Source organism: Mesorhizobium captivum, assembly GCF_033977165.1.
In the GTDB taxonomy this organism is placed as follows: domain Bacteria; phylum Pseudomonadota; class Alphaproteobacteria; order Rhizobiales; family Rhizobiaceae; genus Mesorhizobium; species Mesorhizobium captivum.
The window spans coordinates 46,258-72,105 of the sequence record NZ_JAVIJB010000006.1 but is presented as its reverse complement, the minus strand read 5'-3'; the positions used below and the strand labels follow the sequence as shown (position 1 = coordinate 72,105).

At 63.9% G+C, this 25,848-nt stretch carries 17 protein-coding genes and 1 pseudogene; 5 read left to right on the top strand and 13 right to left on the bottom strand.

The genetic code is table 11. The features are described 5' to 3' along the window. From RFM40_RS07665 to RFM40_RS07655, 3 genes and pseudogenes are all read right to left on the bottom strand, one after another. Entirely contained in the window at positions 1–1,125 is a 1,125-nt protein-coding gene (locus RFM40_RS07665; RefSeq protein ID WP_320225582.1) for an ABC transporter permease, read from the bottom strand. Further along, positions 1,118–2,041 (bottom strand): ABC transporter permease subunit, encoded by a 924-nt coding sequence (locus RFM40_RS07660; protein ID WP_320225583.1) that lies wholly within the window; start codon positions 2,039–2,041, stop codon positions 1,118–1,120. The genes RFM40_RS07665 and RFM40_RS07660 overlap by 8 nt, the downstream gene beginning before the upstream one ends. Positions 2,042–2,468: 427 nt before the next feature. Continuing rightward, positions 2,469–3,614: pseudogene (locus tag RFM40_RS07655) on the bottom strand (peptide ABC transporter substrate-binding protein); the annotation flags it as partial. A gap of 567 nt (positions 3,615–4,181) precedes the next feature. On the opposite strand from RFM40_RS07655, the gene RFM40_RS07650 reads away from it, so the two are divergent. Beyond that, the gene (locus tag RFM40_RS07650) at positions 4,182–4,547 is read left to right on the top strand and encodes a TadE/TadG family type IV pilus assembly protein (protein ID WP_245460048.1); all 366 of its coding nucleotides are present in this window, start codon (positions 4,182–4,184) and stop codon (positions 4,545–4,547) included. Continuing rightward, positions 4,544–6,313 (top strand): pilus assembly protein TadG-related protein, encoded by a 1,770-nt coding sequence (locus RFM40_RS07645; RefSeq protein WP_320225585.1) that lies wholly within the window; start codon positions 4,544–4,546, stop codon positions 6,311–6,313. Before RFM40_RS07650 ends, RFM40_RS07645 begins: the two co-directional genes overlap by 4 nt. 7 nt (positions 6,314–6,320) lie before the next feature. Here the strand turns inward: RFM40_RS07645 and bglA are convergent, their stop codons facing one another. The 10 genes from bglA to RFM40_RS07595 all read right to left on the bottom strand — a co-directional run bounded on the left by bglA (position 6,321) and on the right by RFM40_RS07595 (position 22,771). After that, entirely contained in the window at positions 6,321–7,964 is a 1,644-nt protein-coding gene (gene bglA, locus RFM40_RS07640; RefSeq protein WP_320225586.1) for a beta-galactosidase BglA, read from the bottom strand. Further along, positions 7,964–9,964 carry a glycogen debranching protein GlgX gene (gene glgX / locus RFM40_RS07635; protein WP_320225587.1) on the bottom strand — a complete coding sequence of 667 codons (2,001 nt, stop codon included), beginning with the start codon at positions 9,962–9,964 and terminating at the stop codon, positions 7,964–7,966. The genes bglA and glgX overlap by 1 nt, the downstream gene beginning before the upstream one ends. A 157-nt stretch (positions 9,965–10,121) precedes the next feature. Further along, the gene (locus RFM40_RS07630; protein WP_320225588.1) at positions 10,122–11,750 is read right to left on the bottom strand and encodes an alpha-D-glucose phosphate-specific phosphoglucomutase; all 1,629 of its coding nucleotides are present in this window, start codon (positions 11,748–11,750) and stop codon (positions 10,122–10,124) included. 3 nt (positions 11,751–11,753) lie between these two features. Beyond that, a complete protein-coding gene (gene glgA, locus RFM40_RS07625; RefSeq protein ID WP_320225589.1) occupies positions 11,754–13,199 on the bottom strand; it encodes a glycogen synthase GlgA in 1,446 nt (481 codons plus the stop codon). Between the two features lie 67 nt (positions 13,200–13,266). Beyond that, the gene (glgC, locus tag RFM40_RS07620; RefSeq protein WP_320225590.1) at positions 13,267–14,532 is read right to left on the bottom strand and encodes a glucose-1-phosphate adenylyltransferase; all 1,266 of its coding nucleotides are present in this window, start codon (positions 14,530–14,532) and stop codon (positions 13,267–13,269) included. 61 nt (positions 14,533–14,593) lie between these two features. Next, positions 14,594–16,807: a 1,4-alpha-glucan branching protein GlgB gene (glgB, locus tag RFM40_RS07615; protein ID WP_320225591.1), complete on the bottom strand. Its 2,214-nt coding sequence runs from the start codon at positions 16,805–16,807 to the stop codon at positions 14,594–14,596. A gap of 311 nt (positions 16,808–17,118) precedes the next feature. Further along, entirely contained in the window at positions 17,119–19,581 is a 2,463-nt protein-coding gene (locus tag RFM40_RS07610; RefSeq protein WP_320225592.1) for a glycogen/starch/alpha-glucan phosphorylase, read from the bottom strand. Positions 19,582–19,726: 145 nt separating this feature from the next. Beyond that, entirely contained in the window at positions 19,727–20,536 is an 810-nt protein-coding gene (locus RFM40_RS07605) for an ATP-binding cassette domain-containing protein (protein ID WP_320277354.1), read from the bottom strand. Then, positions 20,512–21,576, bottom strand: a complete 1,065-nt coding sequence (locus RFM40_RS07600; protein ID WP_320225594.1) for an ABC transporter permease — start codon at positions 21,574–21,576, stop codon at positions 20,512–20,514. Before RFM40_RS07600 ends, RFM40_RS07605 begins: the two co-directional genes overlap by 25 nt. A 160-nt stretch (positions 21,577–21,736) precedes the next feature. Then, positions 21,737–22,771, bottom strand: coding sequence for a sugar ABC transporter substrate-binding protein (locus RFM40_RS07595; RefSeq protein ID WP_126101390.1), 1,035 nt, complete (start codon positions 22,769–22,771; stop codon positions 21,737–21,739). Positions 22,772–22,983: 212 nt separating this feature from the next. Here RFM40_RS07595 and RFM40_RS07590 point away from each other — a divergent pair, with 212 nt between their 5' ends. From RFM40_RS07590 to RFM40_RS07580, 3 genes are read left to right on the top strand one after another with little or no spacing between them, the layout of a single operon-like run. Further along, complete coding sequence (locus RFM40_RS07590; protein ID WP_320225595.1) at positions 22,984–24,210, top strand: ROK family transcriptional regulator; 1,227 nt, start codon at positions 22,984–22,986, stop codon at positions 24,208–24,210. A gap of 2 nt (positions 24,211–24,212) precedes the next feature. Further along, positions 24,213–24,659 (top strand): RbsD/FucU family protein, encoded by a 447-nt coding sequence (locus tag RFM40_RS07585; protein WP_320225596.1) that lies wholly within the window; start codon positions 24,213–24,215, stop codon positions 24,657–24,659. Further along, complete coding sequence (locus tag RFM40_RS07580) at positions 24,656–25,579, top strand: carbohydrate kinase family protein (protein WP_320225597.1); 924 nt, start codon at positions 24,656–24,658, stop codon at positions 25,577–25,579. The genes RFM40_RS07585 and RFM40_RS07580 overlap by 4 nt, the downstream gene beginning before the upstream one ends. Positions 25,580–25,848: the final 269 nt, after the last annotated feature.

Below are 25,848 nucleotides of genomic sequence, written 5' to 3'. Positions count from 1 at the left end.
TCAGCGGTCCTTCGGGTCGAGCGCGTCGCGCAGGCCGTCGCCGACGAAGTTCAGCGCGAACAGCGTCGAGACGAGGAAGAAGGCCGGGAACAACAGCAGCCAGTTGGCATAGCCGATGTTCTTGGCGCCGACCGAGATCAGCACGCCCCAGCTGGTCATCGGCTCCTGCACGCCAAGGCCGAGGAAGGAAAGAAAGCTCTCCAGGATGATCACCTGCGGCACCAGCAGCGTCATGTAGATGACCACCGGCCCGAGCAGGTTGGGGATGACGTGGCGCACGAGAATGCCGCGATGGCCGACACCCATCGCTTCCGCCGCCTGGACATATTCCTGCCTGCGGATCGACAGCGCCTGGCCGCGCACGATGCGTGCCATGTCGAGCCACAGCACAGCGCCGACCGCCAGGAACATCAGCACGAAGTTGCGGCCGAAGAACACCACCAGCATGATGACGAAGAAGATGAAGGGCAGCGAATAGAGCACGTCGACGATGCGCATCATCACCTCATCGACCCTGCCGCCGGCAAAGCCGGCGGTCGCGCCATAGATCACGCCGATGACGCCGGCGACGACGCCGGCAAGCAGGCCGATGGCCAAAGAAATACGCCCGGCCATCAGCGTGCGGGACAAGAGGTCGCGTCCGGTGTTGTCGGTGCCGAAGAGGAAATATTGCTGCTTGATGGCGGAACTCATCGTCACTTCGAGCCCGTCGGGCGACTTGCTCTCGATCCTGGTGTCGTCGAAGGCGTCGGAACGATCGAGATAGCGGATGTAGCGGTCGTCGATCGGCTTCTTGGACGTGACAGTCACGATCACGCGGCTGCCGTCCTGATGCCATTCCTTGATGTCGACGCGCATGCGCTTGATGGCGTCGGTCAGCGCTGTCTGGATCATGTCGGGCCTGGGGTATGCCGAGAGGCTCGGCGGCGTGCGCACATAGTCGCCGTAGATGGCCGTGTATTCATGCGGCACGACCATCGGGCCGAATACGCTGGTGACGGCAATGAATGCCAGATAATAGAGGCTGAACATGGCGGCGCGGTTGCGCTTCAGCCGCGCCCAGGCATTGCCCCAAAGCGAGCGGCCGACGATCGGCTCCGGGACGGCGACGGCGAGGTCAGTCATAGCGCACCCTCGGGTCGACGACCGCGTAAAGGAGATCGACGATCAGGTTGAAGACGATGGTGAAGAGCGCGATCACCACCACGGTTCCCATGACCAGCGTGTAGTCGCGGTTGAGGGCCGCATCGACGAAATAGCGGCCGACACCGGGGATCGAGAAGATGGTCTCGACGATGATCGAGCCGGTCAACAGCGCCGCCGCCGCCGGGCCGGTGAAGGAGACGATCGGCAGGACGGCGCCGCGCAGCGCGTGTTTCACCACCACCGACCAGTCGGACAGGCCGAGCGCTCGGGCGGTGCGGATATGATGCGAGCGCAGGCTTTCGATCATCGAGCCGCGCATCAGGCGCGCGACAATGGCGATCTGCGGCAGGGCCAGCGTCAGCACCGGCCCGACCTTGTTGATGAAAGCGCCATCGCCCCAGCCGCCGATCGGCAAAAGCTTCCAAGACAGCCCGAAGACGAGCTGGATCACCGGCGCGATGACGAAGGTCGGGATGGTGCTGCCGGCGGTGGCTAAAGCGATCACCGAATAGTCTGCGATTTTGTTCTGATTGAGCGCCGCGATGGTGCCCAAGATAGAGCCCAGAATCAGCGCCAGCACCAATGCCGATGTGCCGATCTGCACCGAAATCGGCAGGCCCTTGGCGAAGAGTTCGGTAACGGTGAAATCCGGCAGATTGTAGCTCGGGCCGAAATTGCCGCGCAAAAGATTGCCGAGATAGTGGACATATTGCAGCCAGAGCGGATCGTTGAGGCCGAACTGGGCTTCGAGATTGGCCCTGATCTCGGGGCTCAAGCCCCGCTCCTGATTGAACGGGCCGCCTGGCGCGACCCGGATCAGGAAGAACGCCACCGTCACGATGACGAATAGCGTCGGGATGGCGGTCAATAGCCGCCGGAAGACATAACGCAGCATCGGTGCCCCGCTTCAGCCAGGGCGACAGCTCTCCAGACGAGACCGTGGCGCGCTGGCATCTCTGATCTTCGCACCGGGGTGAATGAAAATCCAATCCGACTTTCGGCCCGGTACGACGACAGACCGCGGCCGCCGCCCCCAAAAAGAGGAGCGGCGGCACGGCCAAGGTTTCTTGTCAGTCCTTGGAGATGAAGCGGGACGGATGGATGTCCATCACATTGTCGTCGAAGCCATGCAGCTTCGAGGAAACGATGTCGTGGTAGCTATAGTAGAGAAGCGGGATCTGGCCGACGTCGTCGACGAGGACGCGCTCGGCCTCGGCGAGGTCCTTCATGCGCTCCTCAGGCTTGCCGCCGGCGGCGGCCGCCTTGTCCATCGCGGCCTCATAGGCCGGGCTGTCGTAGTTCGAGTAGTTGTTGCCGCTTGCCTTGCGCGAGATGCCGAGGAAGGTCTCCGGATCCTTGTAGTCGGCGATCCAGGCGGCGCGGGCGACGTCGTAGTTGCCCTTCTGCTCGAGGAAGCCATAGTGGGTCTTGGTGTCGGTGTTGAGCAGCGTCACCTCGATGCCGAGCGGCTTCAGCTGTTCCTGGATGGCGACCGCCGTGTTCTTATGGTTCTCCGAGGTGTTGTAGCGGATCTCCATCTTCAGCGGATGCTCGGGCGTGTAGCCGAGCTTCTCCAGGATTTTCTTGGCCTCGTCCTCGCGGTCGATCTGCGGCATGTCGGCGTATTTGGCCAGTGCCGGCGTGTAGCCCTCGATGCCCGGAGGCACCATCGAATAGCCGGGCAGCATCGAGTTCTGCCAGACCTTCTCGGCGAGGAAGTCGCGATCGATCGCCATCGAGATGGCGTTGCGTAGCTCGACATTGTCCCACGGCGCCTTGTCGGTCTTGATCGCATAATAATAGGTGCCGAGATATGGCCCGACACGGACCTGGTCGCCGAATTTGGTTTTGAGATCGGCGAGCTGTTCGGTCGGCAGGTCACCATAACTGTCGAGTTCGCCGGCCTCGAAGCGCTTCATCGCCGACGAGCGATCCTCGGTCGGGATGTAGTTGACCACGTCGAGCTTGACGCTCGCAGCGTCCCAGAACTTCGGGTTCTTGACCAATTTCATGTGGTCGTTGGGAACCCACTCCGCCAACGTATAGGCGCCGTTGGAGACCAGCTTGCCCGGCTTGATCCAGTCGGCGCCGAGCTTGTCTATGGAAGCCTTGTTGACCGGATAGGTCGCCTGGTGGGTCAGCATCTCCAGGAAGTAGGGCGTCGGAGCCTTCAGCGTGACTTGCAGCGTGTTGGCGTCGACCGCCTTCACGCCCATATCCTCGGCCTTGCCTTTCTTGGTGTTGAAGTCCTCAGCGCCTTTCACCGGATAGAGCATGGAAGCGTATTCGGCAGCGGTGGCCGGATCTTCCAGCCGATGGAACGAATAGACGAAGTCGTCCGCCGTCACCGGGCTGCCATCCGACCAGACACCGTCCTTGCGCAGCTTGAAGGTATAGACGGTGCCATCGTCGGACACCGTCCAGCTTTCGGCGGCGCCCGGAATGAGGTTCGTCTTCTGGTCATGCATGACGAGGCCCTGGAACAGGTCGCGTATAATATCGGCTTCGTAGACCGTCGACGTCTTGTGCGGATCGACCGTCTCCGCCTCGGCGGCGGCTCCGCGGTTGTAGACGGTCTCGGCGAAGGCCGGCGTGTAGAAGGCCCCGGTCGCCAAGGCCATGGTGGTGGCGAACACGGTCGCCTTCAGCAGATTTTTCAGCATGAAGTTTCTCCCTTTGGACGCGGCCCCTCAACCACGCCTTGAGTGTTGACGCCCCGGAACCGTCCAACGGGCTCCTTTTGAGCGTGCTGCCGGTCCCTTCCGGCAGCTTGGTGGCGGGAGACTAGACAGAGCGAAATCTTATTTCAACTGCCCACTGCTTGACGTTGAGTGAGCAGGCCCCTGCTAAAACAGCGAAATCTAAAGCTTTAGCGCGCCGTTCAACTTGGTGCACCTTTCGGTTGTTCCAGCCGTTTTCTGTTTTTGCAGGCAGGTCTTGGCATTCTCCGGACCATGCTGAAGAACCGTAAATTCCTTGCTCCTTGGTCTCGTTTCCGGGCTGACGCCGCAGGCACGTCAGCGGTCGAATTTGCCATGCTGGCGCCGATCTTCATCCTGCTTCTGCTCGGAATGGTTGCATACGGAATCTATTTCGGCGCCAGCCATTCGGTCCAGCAGATCGCAGCCGATGCGGCCCGAACGGCGATTGCCGGCCTCAACCAGACCGAGCGCCAGGCGCTGGTCACCGATTTCATCACCCACGACGTCTCGGGCTATGCCTTTGTCGACCCGAAGAAGCTGACGGTCGACGCCAAGGACAGTGCCGTCGACGGCAGCCAGTTCGTCGTCTCGGTCAGCTATGATGCGCGCAACCTGCCGATCTGGAGCCTGTTCCGGACGCTACCGTTGCCGGGCACCACGATCCAGCGTCAGTCGACGATCCGGGTCGGAGGCATATGATGCGCAATTCCGCTGGGGGACTGATGGGCGCGACCCGACGGCTGATTGCCGACCGGCGCGCCAATTTCGCGGTCATGACCGCGCTCTGCACGCCGGTGGCGCTGGCGTTGACCGCGTTCGCGGTCGATGAGGGCTCGCTCTACAACGAACGCCGCGCCGCGCAATCGATCGTCGACCTCGCCGCGATCACCGCCGCCGGCCACATCAACAATGCCGAGCAAGCGGTGCTGACGACGCTGAAGGACAACGGAATCACATCGGTCGCCGTGCAGCAAGAAGGCACGACTGTTGCGCCAACCGCCAGCAAAGCCGTCGTGCAGGTCGTGCCCGGGCGCTATTCCGGGGTCAGTTCGATTGCGGCCGGCAGCCGTTTCGAGGCAGGCAAGCTGCCCTACAATGCCGTACAGGTGTCGCTGAAGAAGCAGGGAACGCTTTATTTCGCCGGCTCGGTGATGGCGCCGCCGGTAATCGGCACGACGGCCACCGCCAGCGCCCAGCCCGAAGCGGCGTTCTCGGTCGGGTCGCGCCTTGCCAGTGTCAATGGCGGCATTCTCAACGCCCTGCTCGGCGGACTTCTCGGCGGCAATATCTCGCTCAGCGTGATGGACTACAATTCGTTGATCCCGGCCGATGTCGACGTGCTCTCCTTCACCGATGCGTTGGCGACGCAACTGCATCTGACCGGCGTGACCTATTCGGACGTGCTGGCCTCGAAGGCAACGGTCGGGCAGATCGCCACCGCCATGGCCAACGTGCCCGGCCTCGACCGCACCGCCAAGCTCGCGCTGCAGACCATGGCTTCAAGCGCCACCAACTCGGTCAAAATCCCGCTCAGCCAGTTCATCGACCTCGGCTCGGTCGGCAAACTCGGCCTCGGACAGAAGCCCGCCGGGCTTTCGGTCGGCGCAAGCGCCATGAGCATGCTGACCGCGGCAGCCGCCCTCGCCAACGGCACGAACCAGGTCACGGTCGATCTGGGGGCCACCATACCGGGGCTGACGTCGACGACGCTTTCAATCGCCATTGGCGAGCCGCCGCAAGCTTCGCCCTGGCTGGCCGTAGGAGAATTGGGCACGGTGGTTCGCACCGCGCAGACCCGCATCAAGCTCAATGCCAGCGTCACGGTCGGCACTCCCAACCTTAGCGGCGGCATCAAGCTGCTTGCCGTCAACCTGCCGCTCAATGTCGAGGTGGCCTATGCCGAGGCCAAGCTGACCGACATAAGCTGCCCGACCGGCCCATCCAGCATCAAGGTTACCATCGCCGCGCAACCCGGCGTCGTCGCCGCGCATCTTGCCAACAGCAACGCCAGCGGCTTCGCGGATTTCACCAAGCCGCAATCCTTCAGCGACGCCGAGATCGCCGATGTCAGCATCAAGCTGCTCCTGATCAACCTCAACCTGTTGCAGATCAAAGGGTCGTCGGCCTTTTCGGTCACCAACATGGCGCCGACGAGCCTCACCTTCAGCGCCACCGATATAGCCAGCAAGGCGGCCAAAACCGTGGCGACGAAGAACCTGACGCAGTCGCTCACCACGTCGCTGATGAACAACCTGTCGCTGACCGTCAACGCGCTCGGCCTCGGTCTCGACGTGACCGCCTTGCTCGGCACGGTAAAGCCGGCAGTGACGAGCCTGCTCAACGGCGTGACCGCGCCAGTCGACGATCTCGTCTACAACGTGCTTGCCACACTTGGCGTCCATGTCGGCGAGGCCGATGTGCGGGTCACCGGCGCGACTTGCGGACGCTCGGTTCTCGTCCAATAGCAGACCGTCAGCCAATTCTCCCGACGAAGCAACCCACAGGCGGCAGTGCCAGCGCAATCTCTTCGAGAACACCGCCAAGAACGCCGGCGACGTCAACGGCAAGAGCCGTTATCTCGACATCCCTGATCTCCGCCGGCAGCGTCCAGTTCGCCGGCTCACCGGCGAAGTTGAAGACGCATAACAATTTCTCGTCTTCGTGCTGGCGGATGAAGGCCAGCACGTCGCCCTCGGCCTCGAGAAACCGGATCGAGCCGGCGATCAGCGCCGGGTGGCGCTTGCGCAAGGCCAGGATCGAGCGATAGGCGGCAAGCACCGAACCATCTTCGCGGTTCTGTATATCCACTGCACGGCCGCGATGCGGCTGCGGCACCGGCAACCACGGCCTGGCGGTGGAGAAGCCGCCATTCTCGGCCTCGGCCTCCCAGACCATCGGCGTGCGGCAGCCGTCCCTGCCCTTCACGCCCGGCCAGAAGCGGATGCCCAGAGGATCGCGCAGATCCTCATAGGCAAGCTCGGCCTCCTCCAGCCCAAGCTCCTCGCCCTGGTAGAGGCAGATCGAGCCGCGCAGGCAGCAAAGCAGCGCGATCGCGAATTTCGCCACCGTATCCGGATTCTCGCCGGGCCGCGTCCAGCGGCTGACATGGCGCATGACGTCGTGGTTGGAGAAGGCCCAGCAGACCCAGCCATCGGCAACGGCATTCTCGAACGCCTCGACGCAGGCGCGCACATGGGCGGCCGAGAATTGCTGACCGAGCAGATCGAAGGTGTAGCACATCTGCAGCTTGTCGCCGCCCGATGTGTAGGCGGCCAGCGTCTGTAGCGAACGGTCCTCGTCGCCCACCTCGCCGACCGCGGCGCGGTCCGGGTACTCGTTGAGCAACGTGCGGAACCGACGGAGGAAGTCGAGGTTTTCGGGACGCGTCTTGTCGAAGAGATGCTCCTGGAAGGCATAGGTGGTGGTCGCCTCATTGGTGCCGGCGACGCTTGAGGCCAAGGGCGGGTTGTCGCGCAGCCAGCGGTCGTGAACATAGTAGTTGACGGTGTCCAGCCGAAAACCGTCGACGCCGCGCTCCAGCCAGAAGCGTACGGTGTCGAGGACCGTGTCCTGCACCTGCGGCGTATGAAAATTTAGGTCCGGCTGCGCGGCGAGGAAATTGTGCATGTAATACTGCCGTCGCGTGGCGTCCCATTCCCAGGCGGGACCACCGAACAGCGATTGCCAGTTGTTGGGCGCGCTGCCGTCGGGCTTGGCGTCGGCCCAGACATACCATTCGGCTTTGGCATTGTCGCGGCTGGCACGGCTCTCGATGAACCATTCGTGCTTGTCGGACGAATGCGAGATCACCTGATCGATGATGAGCTTCAGGCCGAGCCGGTGCGCCTCGGCGACCAGCGCGTCGAAATCCTCTATGCGGCCGAACATCGGATCGACGTCGCGATAGTCCGACACGTCATAGCCCATATCGGCCATCGGCGACTTGAAGAAGGGGGACAGCCAAATCGCATCGACACCGAGCGAGGCGACGTGAGCGAGACGCGCGGTGATGCCCTTGAGATCGCCGCTGCCGTCGCCGGTCGTGTCCTGGAAGGAGCGCGGATAGATCTGGTAGATCACGCAGCCGCGCCACCATTCCGAATTGCCGTCAGCCATCACGAAGCCTTTCCGGCGCGTGTCTGCATCGCACGCCGCTCGATCATAAATGTCACGCTGCGGCCAGGCAGCGGCCGCGCAAGATCGACCGCCTGCGTCGCGGTTGCCGGGCGCCACTCGAAGCCTTCCCGCGCGGGCAAGGTGAATAAGCATTGGCGGCGGTCGCCATTGACCATGACGGCAAGGCGACCGTCTCCGCTATGGCCGAGCATCATGACGAGGCGATGTCGCCCGGGATCGTTCCAGTCGGCCTCGCCGAGCGGCGCGCCCGTCTCCGTCAGCCATTCGACGTCCGGAATGGCTGAGGCGTTGGACGGCTTTCCGGTCAGGAAATGCGTGTCCGACAGCGCCGGAAAGGCACGGCGCATCGCGGAGAGAGCCGAAGTGTATCGCTCGAGCGCCTCATCGCGACCGGCCCAGTCGAGCCAGGTGATGGCGTTGTCCTGCGCATAGGCGTTGTTGTTGCCTTGCTGCGTGCGGCCGAATTCGTCGCCTGCGGTCAGCATGATCGTGCCGCGCGAGGCAAAGAGCGTCGCTAGCAGCGCGCATTGATCGCCGAAGCGGGCCTTGGCGATTTCCGCGTCATCCGTCTCGCCCTCGACGCCGTTGTTCCACGACAGATTGTCGTTGTGGCCGTCGCGGTTCTGCTCGCCATTTGCCGTGTTGTGCTTGCGCTCGTACGTGACGAGATCGGCCAGCGTCATGCCATCATGCGCGGCGACGAAGTTGACGCTGCGGCTCACCGGCTGCCCTGCCGTGCCGAACACATCGGAGGACCCGGCAAGCCGGGTGGCCAAAGCGCCGACCATACCCGCGTCACCGCGCCAGAAGCGCCTGACATCGTCGCGGTAACGGTCGTTCCATTCCAGGTATGGCTGCCAGAAATTGCCGAGCTGATAGCCATTCGGACCGATGTCCCACGGCTCAGCGATCAGCACGCGGTCGGCGAGCACGGGATCGCCGGCGATGGCCTGGAGCAGCGGCGCATCGGGATCGAACACGCCGTCGACGCGGCCGAGCACCGGCGCCAGGTCGAAGCGGAAGCCGTCGACACTGGCGAGACGGACGAAATGGCGGAGCGTGTCGAGCACCATTTCCCGCACGACCGGATGATCGCAAGCGACCGTATTGCCGGTGCCGGTGTCGTTGGCCAGCCTGCCCTCCGGCAGGTGCCTGTAGTAGGCCTGCGCATCGAGGCCGCGCAGCGACAGCGTCGGCCCCAGCCGATCGCTTTCGCCGGTGTGGTTGAAGACGAGGTCGAGGATGGTGCCGATGCGCGCTTCGCGCAGCGCCGCGACGGTGTCGCGCAGTTCCTTGAGACCGCCAGGTGCCAGCCGCGGGTCGAGCGCCATGAAGGTGACGGGGTTGTAGCCCCAGGCGTTGCTCAGCCCCAGCGGCGGTAGATGCCGCTCGTCAATCGAGGCGGTGATCGGCATCAGCTCGACGGCGGAGACGCCGAGACGCTTCAGGTGCTCGATGACTGCAGGATGGGCGAGTGCCGCGATGGTACCGCGCTGTGCCTCCGGGATGTCCGGATGCAGTTTGGTGAAGGAGCCAACGTTGAGCTCGTAGATGAGGCCGCCGGGCTGGAACAGCAGCGGTTTGACTGCCAGGGGTTTAGGCAGCGGACGCGCTATCGCCTTCGGCATCGACGGGGCAGTGTCAGCGCCTTCGTTGCGTTTGGCAGCAAGCCGCCAGTGGAATTGGTAAGGCCGGTCGATCTCGACCGCGTAGGGGTCGGTGAGGAGCTTGTCCGGATCGAACCAGAGGCCGCGCTCCGGCGCGTAGTCGCCGTCGGCGCGAAAACCGTAGCGCGTGCCGTCGGCAAGACCGGAGACGAAGAGGGCATGCACGTCTTCGCCTTCCGGTTTCAGTTCCAACCGGTCGAGTTCGCGTGCGCCGTTGCCGTCGAAGATCGAGACCCACAAGCGTCTCGCCGACGACGACCAGACGGCAAAGCGGATGCCTTCGGGGGTGACGGTTGCGCCGAGCTGGGTCAAGGACGCGGCCTCCACCCTCCCCCTTGTGGGGAGGGTCGCGAACGAAGTGAGCGGGGTGGGGGTCGGCGCCAGCAAAGCGCTTTACGAGCACCCCCACCCCGATCCGCTGCGCGGATCGACCCTCCCCACAAGGGGGAGGGTAAGGCCGCTACCACCCTCAAGTAATCACGCTCGGCTTGTTGCGGCCGGTGTGGCTCTTGATGCCGGCGATGTCGTCGGCGGCGGCGATCAGATCGGCGAGCGCTTCCTGTGTGTCGAGATCGTGCCTCGCCTTGTCCGGCTCGTAGCGCTCGATGTAGACGCGCAACGTGGCTCCGGAAGTGCCGGTGCCGGAGAGCCGGAAGACGACGCGCGAGCCGCCCTCGAACAGTATCCGGATGCCCTGGTTCTTGCTCACCGAACCGTCGACCGGATCGTGGTAGGCGAAGTCGTCGGCGCTGGCGATCTTCATGCCGCGCAGGGTGGTGCCGGGCAGCGATCCGAGTTTGGCGCGCAACTCGTCGACCAGCGCGTTGGCGCGGTCGGTCTCGACCTCCTCATAGTCGTGGCGCGAGTAATAGTTGCGGCCATAGGTTTCCCAGTGCTTGGTGACGATGTCCATGCAGCTCTCGCCGCGGACGGCGAGGATGTTGAGCCACAGAAGCACGGCCCACAGCCCGTCCTTCTCGCGCACGTGGTTGGAGCCGGTGCCGGCGCTTTCCTCGCCGCAGATCGTCGCCATGCCGGCGTCGAGCAGGTTGCCGAAGAACTTCCAGCCGGTCGGCGTCTCGTAGATGCCGATGCCGAGTTTCTCGGCGACGCGGTCGGCGGCACCGCTGGTCGGCATCGACCGGGCGATGCCCTTTAGGCCTTCCTTGTAACCAGGCGCCAAATGCGCATTGGCGGCAAGCATCGCCACAGAATCCGAAGGCGTGACGAAAATGCCCTTGCCGATGATCAAATTGCGGTCGCCGTCGCCGTCGGAGGCGGCGCCGAAGTCCGGCGCGTCAGGGCCCATCATCTCGTCATAGAGATGTTTTGCATGCACCAGATTCGGATCGGGATGATGGCCGCCGAAATCCGGCAGCGGCTTGAAGTTGCGGCAGGTGCCGTTCGGCGCGCCGAGCCGGCGCTCAAGGATCTCCTTGGCATAGGGACCGGTCACCGCATGCATGGCGTCGAAGCGCATGCGGAAGCCATATTTGAAGTTGGCGCGGATGGCGTCGAAGTCGAACAGGCTTTCCATCAACTCGGCATAGTCCTTGACCGGATCGATGATCTCCACCGTTATGCCGCCGGCCTTGACGGTGCCGATCGTGTCGATGTCGATCGCACCGATATCGGCGATCTTGAAGCTCGATATCGTCTTGGTCTTCTCGAAGATCGCGTCGGTGATCTTCTCCGGCGCCGGGCCGCCATTGCCGGCATTGTACTTGATGCCGAAATCCTCGTGCGGGCCGCCCGGATTGTGGCTGGCCGACAGGATGATGCCGCCGAAAGTCTTGTATTTGCGGATGATGTTGGAGGCGGCGGGCGTGGACAGAATGCCGCCTTGGCCTACCATCACCTTGCCGAAGCCGTTGGCGGCGGCCATGGCGATGGCCTTCTGGATGACCTCGCGATTGTAGAAGCGGCCGTCGCCGCCGATCACCAGCGTCTTGCCTTCAAAACCTTCCAGCGCATCGAAGATCGACTGGATGAAATTTTCCGCATAGTGCTCCTGCTGGAAGACGGGCACTTTCTTGCGCAGGCCGGACGTGCCGGGCTTCTGGTCGGTATAGGGTTTGGTGGGGACGGTTTTGATCATGCCTCAGGCAGCCCTTTTCGAAAGCAGCAAGCGATAGAGTTCGACGTATTTCTCGGCGCTCTTGTCCCAGGAGACATCGGCCTTCATGCCCTGGCGCTGGATCGAGGCCCAGGTCGCGGGCCTGGCATGAGCCTCGACCAGCCGGCGAATGGCATGCAGCAGCGCGCCGCCATTGTTCGGCGCAAACTGGAAGCCGGTGGCGACGCCCGCCGAAAGGGCCGCCTCGTTGGCGTCGATGATGGTGTCGGCGAGGCCGCCGGTGCGGGCGACGACCGGCACGCAACCATAGCGCAGGCCGTAGAGCTGGGTCAGGCCGCAGGGCTCGAAGCGCGAGGGGATGACGATGGCGTCGCAGCCGCCCTGCATGATGTGGGAAAGCGCTTCGTCATAGCCGATGACGACGCCGACGCGGCCGCGATGCCGCGCGGCGGCGGCAAGCAGCGAGCCTTCGAGGCCGGCATCGCCGGAGCCGAGGATCGCCAGCCGCGCGCCGCGCTGAACGATGCCGTCGACGACCGCGGCCAGAATGTCCATGCCCTTCTGCCAGGTCAGCCGGCTGACGACGCAGACGATCGGGCTGTCGTCATTCTCTAAATTGAAGCGATCCTCGACGGCCTTGCGATTAAGGCCCCGCGCCTCCAGCGTCTCGGCAGAATAGTTGGCCACCATATGCTTGTCGGTCGCCGGGTTCCAGATGTCGACGTCGATGCCGTTGACGATGCCGTGGAGGTCGGTGGCGCGCATGTTGATCAGGCCGTCGAGGCCCATGCCGAATTCCGGCGAGCGGATCTCCTGCGCATAGGTCGGGCTCACCGTGGTGATCGCCCAGGCGGCCTGCAGGCCGGCCTTGAGAAAACCGACGCCCCCATAATATTCGACGCCGTCGAGCTGCATCGCCACGCTCGGCAGGCCGAGCTCGCCAAAGATGCCGGCGCCGAACTGGCCTTGGAAGGCAAGGTTGTGCACGGTGATCAGCGACGGCACGCCGACCGCCTTGCCGTAGCGCATGTAGGCGAGCGTCATTGCCGACTGCCAGTCATGGGCATGCACGATGTCGGGCTGGTAGCCGGAGATCGCGCCGCCGGCGATGTCGCCGCCGACCTGGCTGAGCGCCGCGAAGCGCCGCCAGTTGTCCGGCCAGTCGGAGCCGGAGGCAGTACCGTAAGGCCCGCCCTGGCGGTCGAAGAGATGCGGCGCGTCGAGCACGAAGAGATCGAGCTCGCCGACCTTTACGGCGTGGACAGAAGCCTTGCCACCCTGCAGCAGCGGATACTGGTAGACGGCCTTCTTTTTCTTGAAAGCCTCCTTCACCACCGGATAGCCGGGAATAAGCGTGCGCATCGCCACGCCGTTGCCGGCGAGCGCGATCGGCAGCGCGCCGGTCACGTCGGCAAGCCCGCCGGTCTTGATCAGCGGGAAGATTTCGGGCGTGACCGACAGAACCTGCATGCGCTCCACATTCCGAACTTAAAGTGACAGCTTGTTGATCAATCTTATCAGGTCGACAACTTGCTGATCAGGTTGACAGCTTGTTGATCATGTCCTGGGTGATCAGGCAGATGCCCTTTTCCGAAACGCGGAAGCGCTTGGCGTCGAGCGCCGGATCCTCGCCCACCACCAGTCCTTCGGGGATATGGACGCCGTGGTCGATGACGACGCGCTTGAGGCGCGCGTTGCGGCCTACCTGGACGTCGGGCAGCATCACCACCTCCTCGAGCTTCGAGTAGGAATTGATGCGCGCGCCGGTGAAGATCAAGCTGCGGCGCAGCGATGCGCCGGAAACGATGCAGTCGCCGGACACCAGCGAGGAGATCGCCTCGCCGCGGCGGCCGTCCTCGTCATGCACGAACTTGGCCGGCGGCTTCAATTCGGCATAGGTCCAGATCGGCCAGTCGCGGTCGTAGAGGTCGAGCTCCGGGGTGATGTCGGTGAGGTCGATATTGGCCTCCCAATAGGCGTCGACCGTTCCGACATCGCGCCAGTAGGGCTCGGCCTCATGCGAGGAGCGCACGCAGGATTTGGCGAAACGGTGGGCGATCGCCTTACCGTGCTCGACGATGTAAGGGATGATGTCCTTGCCAAAGTCGCGGCTGGACCCTGGCTCGGCCGCGTCGCGGCGCAGCTGCTCCATCAGGAACTTGGTCTTGAAGACGTAGATGCCCATCGATGCCAGGGCGAACTCCGGTTTGTCGGGGATGCCGGGCGGATCGGCTGGTTTTTCGACGAAGGCGATGATGGTGTCCTTCTTGTCGACATGCATGACGCCGAAGCCAGTCGCCTCCATGCGCGGCACTTCGAGGCAGCCGACGGTGACGTCGGCGCCGGCGTCGACGTGCTGGCGCAGCATCAGCTCGTAGTCCATCTTGTAGATGTGGTCGCCGGCGAGGATGACCATGTATTCGGGGCCGTAGGCCTCGATGATGTCGATGTTCTGGTAGACGGCGTCCGCCGTGCCCTCATACCACTGCGTTTCGGACACGCGCTGCGAGGCGGGAAGGATGTCGAAGCTCTCGTTTCGTTCGGGCCGCAGGAAATTCCAGCCGCGCTGCAGGTGGCGGATCAGCGAGTGCGCCTTGTACTGGGTGGCGACGCCGAGACGGCGTATGCCGGAGTTCAACGCGTTGGACAGCGCAAAATCGATGATGCGCGTCTTGCCGCCGAAATATACCGCGGGCTTGGCGCGCCGGTCGGTCAGCTCCTTGAGGCGGCTGCCGCGGCCACCGGCCAGCACATAGGCCATGGCATCGCGCGCCAGCGGCTGGGGTCTCTTGATCTCTGCCATTGTTTGCCTCCCTCCTAAGCTGTCCGGAAATTTGCTTCAGCAAGATGAGCTATCATCTGCTTCAGTCCGCGACGAATTCCAGCATGATCGTCGACAGCGGCGGCAGAAGCATCGGCGCCGAGGTGCCGCCCCCTTCCCCGCTGGCTATGACCATGCCGCCATTGCCCATGCCGGAGCCGCCATAATCGGCGGCGTCAGTGTTGATGATCTCGCGCCACTCGCCTGCCTTCGGCAGCGGCACACGATAGTTCTCGCGCGGCACCGGCGTGAAATTGGAGATGACGGCGATCGGATTGCCGTCCGGCGCGCTGCGCAGCCAGGCAAAGACCGAGTTGTTGCGATCGTCGACGATCAGCCAGGAGAAGCCTTCCGGCTCGCAGTCGCGCGCATGCAGCGCCGGGCGCGACCGGTAGAGGTAGTTCAAATCCCGCACCACCTGCCAGACGCCGCGATGCGGTGCGAAGTCCAGCAGGTTCCAGTCGAGCGCGCGTTCCTCGCTCCACTCGCGGCGCTGGGCGAATTCCTGCCCCATGAACAGAAGCTTCTTGCCGGGATATCCCCACATGAAGGCGTAATAGGCGCGCAGCGTCGCGAACTTCTGCCAGTCGTCGCCGGCCATCTTGTGAAGCAGCGTGCCCTTGCCGTGCACGACCTCGTCATGGGAGAGCGGCAAGACGAAATTCTCGGAGAAGGCGTAGACAAGGCCGAAGGTGACGTCGTTGTGGTGGTGCTTGCGATAGATCGGCTCCTTGGAGAGATACTCCAGCGTGTCGTGCATGAAGCCCATGTTCCACTTGAAGCCGAAGCCGAGCCCGTCCTCATGCACCGGCCGCGAGACCTTCGGCCATGAGGTCGATTCCTCGGCGATCGTCATCACGCCGGGATGGTGGCCGTAAAGCTCCTTGTTCATCTTCTGCAGGAAGCTGACCGCCTGCAGGTTCTCACGCCCGCCCTTCTCGTTGGGGATCCATTCGCCCGCCTTGCGCGAATAATCGAGGTAGAGCATCGAGGCGACCGCGTCGACGCGCAGACCGTCGACATGATATTTTTCGGCCCAGAACAGCGCGTTGTTGACGAGGAACGACACCACCTCGCGGCGGCCGAAATTGTAGATCGCGGTGTTCCAGTCGGGATGAAAACCCTGGCGCGGATCGGCATGCTCGTAGAGAGCGGTGCCGTCGAATTGCACCAGCCCATGCTCGTCGACCGGGAAATGCGCCGGCACCCAGTCGAGGACGACGCCGACGCCGGCGCGATGGGCGCCGTCGACGAAGCGGGCGAAGCCGTCGGGATCGCCGAAACGCGCGGTCGGCGCGTAGAGGCCGGTGGTCTGGTAGCCCCAGGACGGGTCGTAAGGATGCTCGGAGATCGGCAGGAACTCGATATGGGTGAAGCCGGTGTCGACCACGTAAGGGATCAGCCGTGCGGCGAGCTCGTCCCAGGTCAGGAACGTGCCGTCGTCGCGGCGCTGCCACGAGCCGGCATGGACCTCGTAGATCGAGATCGCCTCGCGTCTGGGATCGGCCTTCTGCCAGAAGCTGCGGTGCGCCTCGTCGCCCCATTGATGCGCTATCGGCGGCGCCGTTACCGAGGCAGTCGCAGGTCGCAGCTCGGATTCGAAGGCGAACGGGTCGGCCTTGAGCGGCAGCCGGACGCCGTCGGGGCCAATGATCTCAAACTTGTAGGGCTGGCCGGCGCGGAGGTCCGGAATGAACAGCTCCCAGATGCCGGTGTCCTTGCGGTAGCGCATGGTGTGCCGGCGGCCGTCCCAGTCGTTGAAGGCGCCAACCACCGAGACGCGCCGGGCATTGGGCGCCCAGACGGCGAAATGCACGCCGGTCGCGCCCTCATGCTCGATGATATGGGCGCCGAGCTTGTCGAAGAGCCTTAGATGCGAGCCCTCGGCCATGTAGTAGTCGTCCATCGGCCCCAGCACCGGGCCGAAGGAATAGGGATCGGTCAGCCACCAATCGCCGCCGGCATTTCTGGCGTGATAGCGCAGCGGCTGGCGCTTGCGGATCGAGAGCCTGCCTTCGAAGAAGCCGGCATCATTGCTGCGGATGAGGTCCCCGACCTCCCTGCCGGTCAGCGTGTAGGCGGTGACGAATTCGGCATCGGGCACGAAGCAGCGGGCGACGAAGCCTTTGCCGGCTTCATGCAGGCCCAGGACGGCAAAGGGATCGCCATGCGTTCCGGCGACAATCGCCGCGACATCGCCGGCTGGCGCCAGTCCGTCCGGCCCGCTTGTCGCAGCGGTCGCGCGCGGCTTCCTCATCAGGCGGTCGCCCTCCCCGGGCACCAGTCTTTGTTTTGGTGCATGTCGTTGTCCCAAAACCGCTTCGCACTTTTGGGTGACATGCACTGATCTTTGTTTTGGTGCATGCCGTAATCCCAAAACCGCTGTGCACTTTTGGGCGGCATGCACCAGTCTTTGTTTTGGTGCATGCCGTAGTCCCAAAACCGCTATGCATTTTTGGGCGGCATGCACCAGTCCTTGTTTTGGTGCATGCCGTAATCCCAAAACCGCTATGCACTTTTGGGCGGCATGCACCGGGGCCGCATCGTTCGTGACCTCATGCAATCACATCAGGCAGGTACGTTCCAGATTTCTTTCGCATATTGGCGGATGGTGCGATCGGACGAGAACCAGCCGACGCGGGCGACGTTGCGAATGGCGCGCGCGTACCAGTCGGGACTGTTGCGCCACACGGCATCGACCTCGCGCTGACAGGCGGCGTAGGAATCGAAATCAGCCGCCACCATGAACCAGTCGCTCTGATAGAGGCCGTTCATGAGATCGCGATAGCGGTCGGGGTCGTCGGGCGAAAAGACGCCGGACGAGATCGCGGCCACCGCCTGCGCCAGCTCCGGCGAAGCCTCGATCACGCCCCGCGGATTGTAGCCATTGTTGCGCCGTTCGGCGACCTCGGCGGTGGTGAGGCCGAAGATGAAGATGTTGTCGTCGCCGACATGCTCCTTGATCTCTACGTTGGCGCCGTCGAGCGTGCCGATGGTCAGGGCGCCGTTCAGCGCGAACTTCATGTTGCCGGTGCCGGACGCTTCCATGCCGGCGGTCGAGATCTGCTCGGAAAGATCGGCGGCCGGCATCATCAGCTCGGCCAGGCTGACATTGTAGTTCGGCACGAACACCACCTTCAGCAGGCCGCGCACCGCCGGATCGCGGTTGATGACCCTAGCGACGTCGTTGGCCAGTTTGATGATCAGCTTTGCGTTGTGGTAGCTCGGCGCCGCCTTGCCGCCGAAGAATTTTACCCGCGGCATCCAGTCCCGCTCGGGATGCGAGCGGATCTGGTCGTAAAGCGCGATCGCCTCCAGGATATTGAGCAGCTGGCGCTTGTATTCGTGGATGCGCTTGACCTGGATGTCGAACAGCGCCGACGGGTCGAGCTTGATGCCGAGCCGGTCGGCGACGAGGTTCGCAAGCCTCGCCTTGTTCTGCCGCTTCACGGCGGCGAACTTCTCTCGGAAAACGGCATCGTCGGCGAGAGGATCGAGATCCTTGATCGCCTCGATGTCGTCCATGAAGCGGCCGCCGATCGCCTCGCGGGCAAGCGCGGTCAGGCCGGGATTGCACTGGATCAGCCAGCGCCGCGGCGTGATGCCGTTGGTCTTGTTGTTGATGCGGTCCGCATAGAGCTTGTGGAGATCGGCGAACACCGTCTCCTTCATCAGTTCCGTGTGCAGCGCCGAGACGCCGTTGATCGAATGCGAGCCGACGAAGGCGAGATTGCCCATGCGCACGCGACGGTCGCCGTTTTCCTGGATCAGTGAGATGCGAGCGATCTGCTCGCCGGAGAACTGGTTGGTCGTGCGTGCCTCCAGAAGCACCTGGGCGTTAATGGCGTAGACGATCTGCATATGACGCGGCAGCAGCCGCTCGAACAACGGCACCGGCCAGCTTTCCAGCGCTTCGGGAAGAAGCGTGTGGTTGGTGTAGGCGAAGGTGCGCGTGGTGATATCCCAGGCAAGGTCGAAATCCATGCCGTGGACATCCATCAAGAGCCGCATCAGCTCCGGCACGGCGACCGCGGGATGGGTGTCGTTCAAATGGATCGCTGCCTTGTCGGGCAGCGACTTCAGGTCGCCATATTGGCTGAGATGGCGCTGGACGATGTCCTGCAGCGAGGCGGTCGAGAAGAAATATTCCTGCCTCAGCCTGAGTTCCTGCCCGGCCATGTGGGAATCAGCGGGATAAAGCACGCGCGACAGCGCGTCGGCCTTGTTGCTTTCGGCGAGCGCGCCGATGTGGTCGCCGGCGTTGAACTTGTCGAGCAGGATCGGGTCGATCGGCATGCCGGACCACAGCCGCAGCGTGTTGACGCGCTTGGCGCGCCAGCCGGCGACCGGCGTGTCGTAGGCGACGGCCAGCACATGCTCGGTCGGCTTCCAGACATGGCGCTCGAGCCGGCCGTCCTTGGAGGTGATCGATTCCACCGAGCCGCCGAAGCCGACCTCGAAGGAACGCTCGCGGCGCTCGAACTCCCACGGATTGCCGTGGTCGAGCCAGGTTTCCGGCAGCTCGACCTGCCAGCCGTCATGGATCTCCTGGCGGAACATGCCGTTGGCGTAGCGGATGCCGTAGCCGTGCGCCGGGATATCGACGGTCGCCATGCTTTCCATGAAGCAGGCGGCGAGCCGGCCGAGGCCGCCATTGCCGAGGGCTGCGTCCGGCTCGAGGCCGGCGATCAGGTCGAGGTCCACGCCGAGCGAGGCCAGCGCCTCGCGCATATTCTCCATCAGGCCGAGATTGGAGAAGGCGTCGCGCATAAGTCGGCCGATCAGGAATTCGAGCGACAAATAATAGACGCGCTTTTCCTGCTGGTCGTAAGCTTCCTTGGTCGCCTGCATCCAGTGATCGACGACGCGGTCGCGCACCACCTTGATCGAGGCGGTCAGCCAGTCATAGGGCGTGGCGACTGTGGTGTCCTTGCCGACCCTGTATTTCAGGGACAGCAAGACTTCCTCGGCGAGCGTCTTGGGATCGGGATTGTCGAGAGCGGGGGCTTCGATGGTCATGGCGGATGTCATATCGCCTCTCGTTCGGTTGGCCTGATCATACCGACTTTCACCGTTCCTCCCACCCCACTTTGCCGCATTGCAGCATATGTTAAATCGATTTAGGCTACGATGTCCATGCTGTGTCCCTGCGGCTATTTACCGTGGTTGATGGGGATCAGGCGGCCAGCGCGTCCTCCGGCGGCTTCTTGGCGCCGGTCATCAGCGCGACGGCATCCGACATCGAAATCTGCTTCGGATCGACGACACAGAGGCGCCGTCCAAGCCGGTGGATGTGGATGCGATCGGCCACCTCGAAGACATGCGGCATGTTGTGCGAAATGAGCACGATCGGCAGGCCGCGCTTCTTGACGTCGAGGATCAGCTCCAGCACGCGGCGGCTTTCCTTGACGCCGAGCGCAGCCGTCGGCTCGTCCATGATCACCACCTTGGAGCCGAAGGCGGCGGCGCGCGCCACCGCGACGCCCTGGCGCTGGCCGCCCGAGAGCGTTTCCACCGCCTGGCTGATGTTCTGGATGGTCATCAGGCCGAGTTCGGTGAGCTTGTCGCGGGCGCGCTTCTCCATTGCCGGACGGTCGAGCATGCGGAACCAGCTGCCGAGCGGGCCCGCCTTGCGGATCTCGCGGCCGAGGAACATGTTGTCGGCGATCGACAGCGCCGGTGACAGCGCCAGGTTCTGGTAGACGGTCTCGATGCCTGCCTCGCGGGCCTCGATGGGCGATTTGAACTGCACCTGCTTGCCATCCAGCTCGATCACCCCCTCGTCGGCATGCACAGCACCAGAGATCGCCTTGATCAGCGTCGACTTGCCGGCGCCGTTATCGCCGATCACCGCCAGGATTTCGCCCGGATAGAGATCGAAGTCGCAGTTGTTGAGCGCGGTCACGCGGCCATAGCGCTTGGTGAGGCCGCGCGCGGTGAGGACAGCCTGCTCAGTCATGGTCACACCGAAACCTTTCTGATCCATTGGTCGATCGCCACGGCGCCGATGATCAGCACGCCGGTGAGCAGCACTTTCCATTGCGGATCGGCGCCCAGCATGTTGAGGCCCATCGAGACGACGCCGACGATCATGGCGCCGAACAGCGTGCCGAGGATCGAGCCGCGGCCGCCGAAGAGCGAGATGCCGCCGATCACCGTCGCGGTGATCGCCTGCAGATTGTAGTCGGTGACGGCGGCGGACGGCGAAATCGAGCCGTTGCGGCCGATCGAGACCCAGGCCGCGAAGGCGGCGATCAGGCCGGCAAGCGTGTAAACGGCCATCAGCACCTTCTTGGTCTGGATGCCGGAGAGCTTGGCCGCCTCCGGATCGTCGCCGACGGCGTAGACATGGCGGCCCCAGGCCGTGTGATTGAGCACATACCAAAGCACCGCCACCAGCACGACCGTGGCAATGACGCCGGCCGTCAGGACGGCGGAACCGACCCTGAAGCTCATCGCGAACAGGTGAAGCAGCGGCGCCTGGGCATCGACGTCGGCGTCGCGGATCGTCTCATTGGCCGAATAGATGAAATTCGTGGCCATGACGATGTTCCAGGTGCCGAGCGTGACGATAAAGGGCGGCAGCTTCATGTAAGCGACCAGCAGACCGTTGAGCAGGCCGCAGGCGCCGCCAGCGGCAAGCCCTACGACCACCGCGAGAAGGGTCGGCATCCCGTAAGTGAGGGCACAGTTGCCCATGATCACGGCTGAAATCACCATGATCACGCCGATCGAGAGATCGATGCCGGCGGTCAGAATGACCAGCGTCTGGGCGGCGCCCAGAATACCGACGATGGCGATCTGCTGCAGGATCAGCGTCAGCGTGTAGGACGAGAAGAAACGTCCGCCGATGGCAATGCCGAAGATGATGACCGACAGCACCAGCACGATCAGCGGCACTGCCGCCGGCGTGGAGTGCAGGAAGTGCTGGGCGCGCTTGACGAACGACTTGCCGTGCTCCTCGAAGGCAGCGACATTTGTGTCGCTGCCCGAGAGTACTTTCTCGAATTCCTGAATCTGAGACATGTCTCCTCCCGTCTGTGCGGAGCCTGCTCACTGCCCCACACGCCGTCCACGCTATCCGGTCTGTCGCCAGGAATGTCAGCGCTTACGAAAGCGCATCGTCCACCCGATGCGGCCGGGGATCAAGCCCCGGCCGCAAGGTTTGTTGCCGGTCAGGCCAGCATCAGCCCCAGCACTTGGCGAGGCCTTCCTTGGTGTCGATCGACTTCACGCCGTTGGCCGGCTTGTCGGTGACGAGGTTGACGCCGGTGTCGAAGAAGTTCTTGCCTTCGGTCGGCTTCGGCTTGGTGCCGTCCTTGGCGAAGGCGGCGATCGCCTCGATACCGAGCGCGGCCATCTGCAGCGGATATTGCTGCGAGGTGGCGCCGATCACGCCTTCGGTCACCGACTTGACGCCCGGGCAGCCGCCGTCGACGGAGACGATCAGCACCTGCTTCTCGAGGCCGACGGCCTTGAGCGCCTGATAGGCGCCGACGGCGGCGGGCTCGTTGATGGTGTGGATGACGTTGATGGTGTTGTCCTTCTGCAGGAGGTTCTCCATCGCCTTGCGGCCGCCTTCCTCGTTGCCGTTGGTGACGTCGTGACCAACGATGCGCGGATCGTCCTCGTCGCCGATCTTGTTCGGATCCTTCACGTCGATGCCGTAGCCCATCATGAAGCCCTGGTCGCGCAGCACGTCCACCGTCGGCTGCGACGGCGTCAGGTCGAGGAAGCCGATCTTGGCGTCCTTGGCCTTGTCGCCGAGCGTGGCGGCGGCCCAGGCGCCGATCAGCTTGCCGGCCTCCAGATTGTCGGTGGCGAAAGTGGCGTCGGCGGCATCGATCGGATCGAGCGGCGTGTCGAGCGCGATCACCAGCAGGCCGGCATCGCGCGCCTTCTTCACCGTCGGCACGATGCCCTTGGTGTCGGAGGCGGTGATCAGGATGCCCTTGGCGCCGTCGGCGATGCAGCTTTCGATCGCCGCGACCTGGCTCTCGCTGTCGCCGTCGATCTTACCGGCATAGGTCTTGAGGTCGACGCCGAGTTCTTTTGCCTTGGCGGTCGCGCCCTCCTTCATCTTGACGAAGAAGGGATTGGTGTCGGTCTTGGTGATCAGGCAGGCGCCGACACCAGCGGCCGACGCGGACGAGGCGAATGCGAGCAGGCCCAGCCCGGCCGCCGCGAACACGGTGGACTTCAGCAGCGATTTCTTGGTCACGATTTCCTCCCAATGGAACCATTCGGGACGCCGGCCAACCCGGCGCCTCAAGCGCATCCAACCATTCTCCCAGCGTGGACGCCACCTCAAAAGACACCAGTCCAGCGCGTCTGTCAATAATTAAATCACTCTTATTTATTATTGACAGGCTTGCGCCGTTCACTCATTCTGAACGAAAAGCAGTTTGGGGAAAACCGACGGGAGGAACAGGGGTGGAGACCGGCATTGCGAGGCACGGTTCGCCCGAGGCTCTGGAGAGCCGCCTGCATCGCGGCACCAACCAGAGCGGTATGCGCGACCACAATGAACGGCTCGTGCTGTCGCTGGTGCGCCAGCATGGCAGCCTTGCCAAATCCGACATTGCGCGCATGACCGGGCTGTCGGCGCAGACGGTGTCGGTCATCATGCGGGAACTCGAGGAAGACAAGCTGCTCGTCCGCCAGGCCCCGCTGCGCGGCAAGATCGGCCAGCCGTCGATCCCGATGGCGCTCAACCCGGAAGGCGCCTTCTTCATCGGCCTCAAGATCGGCCGCCGCAGCGCGGAGCTGGTGCTGATCGACTTCCTCGGCAATGTGCGCGCGATGCTGCAGAATTCCTACCGCTATCCGGCGCCGCGCGAGACTGTCGAGTTCGTCACCGCGGGGATCGGAAAGATGCGCGGCGAACTGACGCCGGCGCAGGACAAGCGCATCGCCGGACTCGGCATCGCCATGCCGTTCGAGCTCTGGAGCTGGGCCGACACCGCCGGCGCGCCGCGCGAGATCATGGACGAATGGCGCCACCGCGACATTCGCGCCGACATCCAGGCACAGTGCGAGTTTCCGGTCTATCTGCAAAACGACGCCACTTCCGCTTGCGGGGCGGAGCTCGTCTTCGGCCAGGCGGGCGCCGCGCGCGACTTCGTCTATTTCTACATCGGCGCCTTTGCCGGCGGCGGCATCGTGCTCAACGGCCGCCTGTTCGGCGGGCCGACCGGAAACGCAGGCGCACTGGGCTCGATGCCGGTGCCGGGGCCGGACGGCAAGCCGACGCAGCTCATCGACGTCGCCTCGATCGCGATTCTGGAAAAGGCGCTCAGCGCCAAGGGCATCGACGGCTCATATCTTTGGACCTCGCCGCAGGAATGGGGCGAGATCGGCACCGAGCTCGATGACTGGATCGCCAGCGCTTCGCAGGCGCTGGCCTATGCGATCGTCGCCGCCTCCTCGGTCATCGATTTCGAAGCGGCGGTGATCGACGGCTGGATGCCGCTTAAGGTGCGGCGGCGGCTTGTCGATGCGGTCACGGATGCGATTGCCGGCATCGACGCCGAAGGGTTGAAGCTGCCCGTCGTGCGCGAAGGAACGGTCGGCATCCATGCGCGGGCGCTGGGCGGCGCCAGCCTGCCGCTTTCGGAGCGCTTCCTGATCGGACCGACCACGATTTCCAGGAGCGCCTGACCATGCTGATCGGCATCCCGCCGCTGCTCGGCCCGCAGCTTCTGGCGACGCTGCGAGCCATGGGTCACGGTGACGAGATCGCCATCGTCGACGGAAATTATCCCGCCGAGGAACAGGCACGCAGGCTGATCCGCGCCGACGGCCATCACGTCATTCCGGTGCTCGATGCCGTTTTGAGCGTGCTTCCGGTAGACGAGACGGCGCCGGAGGCTTTGTTTCGCGCCTCGGTCAAAGGCGATCCGGTGCTCGCCGATCCCGTGCATCGCGAGATGGAAGCGGTCTGCGCGAGGCGCGCGCCGGGCCACAAGGTGATTGCGCTGGCCGGCGCCGACTTCTATGCACGGGTCAAGGCCGCGCACGCGATCGTCGCGACCAGCGAACCCAGGCTCTATGCCAACATCATCATCCGCAAGGGCGTGATCCAGCCGCCGGAGACCGACAAGAAATGATCCTTTGCTGTGGCGAAGCCCTGATCGACATGCTGCCGCGCATGACGACGGAAGGCGAAGCGGCCTTCGCGCCTTATGTCGGCGGCGCGGTGTTCAACAGCGCGATCGCGCTTGGGCGGCTCGGCGCGCCGGCGGGCTTCTTCTGCGGCCTTTCCTCCGACCTGTTCGGCGGCCAGCTCCGCGAGGCGCTCGGAGCAAGCAAGGTGAGCTCGACCTATGCCCACACCTCGCCAAAACCCACGACGCTTGCCTTCGTGCGGCTCACCAACGGCCAGGCGACCTACACCTTCTATGACGAGAACACCGCCGGGCGGATGCTGACCATCGAGGACCTGCCGAAGCTCGGGGCCGAAATCGAGGCGATGCTGTTCGGCGCCATCAGCCTGATTTCGGAACCTGCGGGATCCGCCTATGAGGAGTTCATGCGGCGCGAGCACAAGAGCCGGGTGATGATGCTCGACCCCAACATCCGGCCGAACTTCATCCCGGACAAGGCCAAGCATCTGCGGCGCATCCGCGAGATGATGGCGATGGCCGACATCGTCAAGCTCTCGGACGAAGACCTCAACTGGTTCGACGAAGCAGGCTCGCATGAGGACGTCGTGCGCAACTGGCTGGACCGCGGCCCCAAGCTGATCGTCGTCACCCATGGCAGCGCAGGCGCGGTCGGCTACAGCCGGGAACACAAGGTCACAGTCGTGCCGCAGAAGGTGAAGGTGGTCGACACGGTCGGCGCCGGCGACACCTTCAATGCCGGCATCCTCGCCTCGCTGCACGAACAGGGCCTGCTCACCAAGGCGGCGATCGGCGGTCTCTCGGAAGACGCGATCCGCAAGGCGCTGGAGCTCGGCGCCAAGGCGGCCGCAGTGACTGTGTCGCGGGCCGGCGCCAACCCGCCCTGGCGGCAGGAAATCGCCTGATCGGCTGTCCACGAGGCCCTTCCCGACCGATCACTTTATGTTTCCAAGGACCGGAACAGCGCGATAGAAGGCTCCGAGAATGCACCCGGAAGCCCGGATTTTCCGGCTTCTTCGGGCAGTACGCCGGCAAAAGACGGTAACAGACTGCGACACTTGCGCAATTCGCCTCGGCCGTGGCCGGCTTTTTCAGCCGTGCCAAGTCTGGTACCAGCGGGCCGGTTATTGATAGCAGCGACGTGCGTCCAGCCGGAAAGCACGCTCCAGCATTT